The organism is Kitasatospora sp. MBT63, assembly GCF_000710465.2.
GTDB lineage: Bacteria > Actinomycetota > Actinomycetes > Streptomycetales > Streptomycetaceae > Kitasatospora.
In genome coordinates, this window is the sequence record NZ_JAIZ01000655.1 from 1 (window position 1) to 3,895 (window position 3,895).

At 64.2% G+C, this 3,895-nt stretch carries 3 protein-coding genes and 1 pseudogene; 3 read left to right on the forward strand and 1 reads right to left on the reverse strand.

Annotated elements, in window-relative coordinates:
- The 3 genes and pseudogenes from AA75_RS34410 to AA75_RS46385 all read left to right on the forward strand — a co-directional run.
- Positions 1 to 296 (forward strand): annotated as a pseudogene (locus tag AA75_RS34410) (ISAs1 family transposase); the annotation flags it as partial.
- Between the two features lie 416 nt (positions 297 to 712).
- Positions 713 to 1,996 carry a histidine decarboxylase gene (locus AA75_RS46380; protein WP_158515609.1) on the forward strand — a complete coding sequence of 428 codons (1,284 nt, stop codon included), beginning with the start codon at positions 713 to 715 and terminating at the stop codon, positions 1,994 to 1,996.
- A gap of 207 nt (positions 1,997 to 2,203) precedes the next feature.
- Positions 2,204 to 2,794 (forward strand): N-acetyltransferase, encoded by a 591-nt coding sequence (locus AA75_RS46385; RefSeq protein ID WP_158515610.1) that lies wholly within the window; start codon positions 2,204 to 2,206, stop codon positions 2,792 to 2,794.
- Positions 2,795 to 2,880: 86 nt separating this feature from the next.
- On the opposite strand, the gene AA75_RS34420 is transcribed toward AA75_RS46385, so the two are convergent.
- Positions 2,881 to 3,895: Mu transposase C-terminal domain-containing protein (locus AA75_RS34420; protein WP_149038546.1), on the reverse strand; the 1,015-nt coding region annotated here is incomplete at its 5' end.

Sequence of the window (3,895 nt, forward strand, 5' to 3'; positions counted from 1 at the left end):
AGACCGTCTACGCGCTCACCGACCTGTCCCACCTGCAGGCCTCACCGAAGCGGATCGGTGAGGCCGCCCGCTCGCAGTGGACCATCGAGAACCGCCTGCACTTCGTCCGCCACACCGCCTTCCGCGAGGACGCCTCCAAGATCCGCACCGGCCACGGCCCCGAGAACATGGCGACCCTGCGCAACATCGCGATCAACACCCTCCGCGACCACGGCCACACCAGCATCGCCGCCGGCCTCCGACACGTCTCCTACCAGCCCTTCACCCGCCCCCTCGACCTCCTCCACATCCCCTGACCAGGGGCGATACAAGATCACCAGGACTTTGAATCAGCCCTGGCCATGCACCCGTCCTAGCAGATTTTTTTCAGGCATACTCTTGGGCATTTTGGCTGCCCATTCGGTTTCCCTGTCGCCAGGTTCCCGCTGGTCACGTCCCGTATGCGATGGTGTGGCCACAACTGTTTTTCTGCCGAAGCGCTTCGGGTGTGATCTGACCCCTACGGAACCCCTCGAATCGGCCCTACCGTAGTCATCCAATCGCTTTCCGGAGCCATCACTGGTTGACAGCGTGGCCGGAGCGCTGTTTTCATCGCGCTCGCGGAATACGTTCGGCAAGTAGATGTTGGATTCAACCATGCCACAGACTCGGAGGAAGTATGCCTCTACCAAGCACATCAAACGCGGAAAACGTCATAGCGCACATCGATGGCATGGAGTTCTCTGTGTCACCTGATCCGCTTCTCCAGGACGGGCCCGCCCTGTCTCAGTCGCCACCACTTCCGCTGCTGCAAATCGCGCCGGTCACGGCGGACGTGGAGCTGCAGATCGGACATTACCCGAGCGATGCCGACGGCGACACCAAACGCCTGCTCCGTTTCGCCGAGGATCTGCAAGCCGAGCAGCAGCGCGTCCTGGGGTTTCCTGGCGCCTTCGACTTCGACTTCTCCGAGCTCGCGCCATTTTTGAGGGTGCTGGTCAACAATGTCGGCGATCCCACTGCCACGGATGCCAGCGCAGTGCACGCCAAGGTCTACGAGCAGGCCGTAGTCGACTTCATTGCTGAGCTTGCGGGCGCGAAACCGGCTGAAAGCTATGGATACGTCACAACTGGCGGCAGCGAAGGCATCATGCGCGGGCTACAGGTAGCCCGCGCCGCACTGCCGCACGCGCGACTGTATGCCAGCGACCAGGCGCACTACTCAGTGCGTAAGGCCGCCGAACAGCTGGGCCTGCAGCTGGTCACTGTCTCATCCCTTAATGACGGCACGATGGACCTGCAAAGCCTGAGGCGCTGCACTTTGGCACACCGCAAAAGTCATTCGGGCGACCGTCACGGGCCAGGCGCCATCGTCGTGGCGTCGATCGGAACCACGATGCGCGGCGCTTACGACGATGTCACGGCGCTTCGGGAAGCCGCCGCCGGGGCCGGCGATGTATATATACATGCCGATGCTGCAGGCGGGGGCTTCGTCGCTGCTTACGCACCGTCCACACCACGCTGGAATTTTGCTCACGGAGCGGACAGCGTGTCGATCTCGGGGCATAAGTTTCTGGGCACACCTGTACCTTGCGGTGTCTTCGTAGCCCGACGCGAGCTCGTCGCCCCCGTGACAGCGGGCGAGTACGTGCGCACCACAGATCGGACGATCGGCTGCTCCCGCAGCGGCCTCGCCGTACTGCTGTTGTGGTCCGCACTACGCCGCCTGGGCCATGAGGGACTCCGCCAACGATCGGTCCGCTGCCTGGAGACGGCACGCTACACGGAGCAGCAGCTGGCTTCCGCGGGAGTAAACCCTCAGCGGCCAATCGACTCCCTCACCATATGCTTCGACCGACCGGCGCCCTGGATAATCGACAAGTGGCACCTAGCCTGTGAAGGTGATCGCGCACACGTGATAACGATGGCGCACGTAGACCGCTCGGCAATCGATGCCCTACGCGCCGACCTTATGTCACAAGCACCCCACCATGAGTGCTCCACCGACGAGGTATGAGTTGAGAGTCGGACCGGCATGGATTCTAGACCGATCCTATTCAGAGGAACCATCGATCGAGTGCGCCGATTGGGAAGGGCTCGGTCGGCGCAGTTTGGCCTGGTCAACCTCCTGCCACGCTCCCCTCGTTCGAGCAGCCAGTTGGGAGAGATCATTAGATCACAAATTACGAGTCACCGAGCCGACGAAATCAGGGATGGGAAATCTATGCATGTACGACTGGCTGCGGGTGGCGACGCCGGGGCCATCTCGGATTTGTTGGCAATCTCGTTCATGGGCGACCCCGTAAACAAATGGATCTTCCCGAATTCCGACGACCGTAAGCGACTCCATCCAGCTTTTTACCAGATCTTCGTTCAGCAGGCAATCGCCGAGGGTGAGGTGTACATCGCAGAGGACTTTGCTGCCGCAGCGCTGTGGCTGCCAATGAAAGCGCAGGATTCATCAGAAGAACGGAACACAGATCCCGGCTTCGAGGAAGCAATCGGCAGCCACTATGCGGCACGATTCTTGGCGCTGGCCGAGTTGATGGATAAAAATCATCCTCGCCAAACCGCACACTACTACCTTCCTTTTATCGGAGTTCGGCCGGAACATCAAGGCAAGGGCCTCGGGACCGCGCTGCTGCAACGCCACCTGAGCTACCTAGATGCGGGCGGTGTCCCCGTCTACCTTGAGGCAAGCAACCCCAGCAATGAGAGACTTTATGCTCAACTCGGTTTCGAACTTCTAGGCCCTCTCAGCCTTCCTGGTGGCCCGACGCTTCAGCGCATGTGGCGCGAGCCGCAACCCGCATGAGGGGTGCGGGTTGCCGGTGCCCGCGGTCTTCGTCAAGGTCTCGCTGGACCAGGAGTACGGAAGCGGTCCACTGGCTTCGCAGCCCATCAGGTGGGTGACGGGCGCCGCGGGATCCTCGGCCCGGCGCCGGTGGCGGCGTCGAACACCTCGATCTCGTGATCGTGGTGGGGGACGAACCGAACCCGTACCCGGGTGCCGTCCATGCCGTGCATCCACGGGCCGACGTAGTAACGCCCCCGCCAGTACACGCCCTTCGTGGACAGGACCTTGTCGCCTCCCGCGTCCTCGAGGGTGAAGGAGCACAGCAGGGCGGGCGGGACGTCCTCGATCGGGGTGGGGTCGTCCTGCCACGCCTGGAGCGGTGTACGGCCACCAAGCGGCTGCGGGCGGTGCTCGGTGTTCCACCACCGCACCCAGTCCAAAAGCCGTGCGGTGAACTCGGCGAACGACAACACCCCCTCCGGGTCGCCGCGCCGGGCCTGCGGGCCGGTCGTTGCGGCGGGGGCGGGGAGGTATCCGGGCTGCGCGACCAGGAACATGTCGACGACGCAGTGGTTGAGGTTCTCCACCGTGCCCTTCAGCTCCGGACGGCGGGCGGGGAGATCCTGCACCGGGACCGCGAGCGCGCCCAGCGCCCGGGACACCGTGGCGCACAGGAACTCCTTGCCGCGGTCGACCCGCACCAACTCCGGCAGCCCGCCGATCGGCCCGTACGGGCCACCGCTCTCGTCCCGCGACAACGCGATCCGCAGCGCGGCCAGCACCGCGTCCCGGGACGGCTGGTGCGGGGTGACGGCCGCGCCGGTGATCGCGTTCCTCGCGCAGTCGACGAACCACGTCACCCACGGCCGAACCAGTTGCCCGTCCAGCTCGACCTCGACGGGCAGATGCTTGTGATCACCCTCCCAGCACGCGTTACGCCACTTCACCGGACGGGCCAGATGCACATCGTGTGCCCGCCGGGCCCTCTCCCCGTCCTTGAGCGCGGCACGCTGCCCCGCGTTCAGATCCCGGCGCACCGCCCGCTGCAACGTCGCCAACGACGGCACCCCCACTCCCCCACCACCCCCGGCACCGCCCGTGAACGATGCCCCGTCCAAG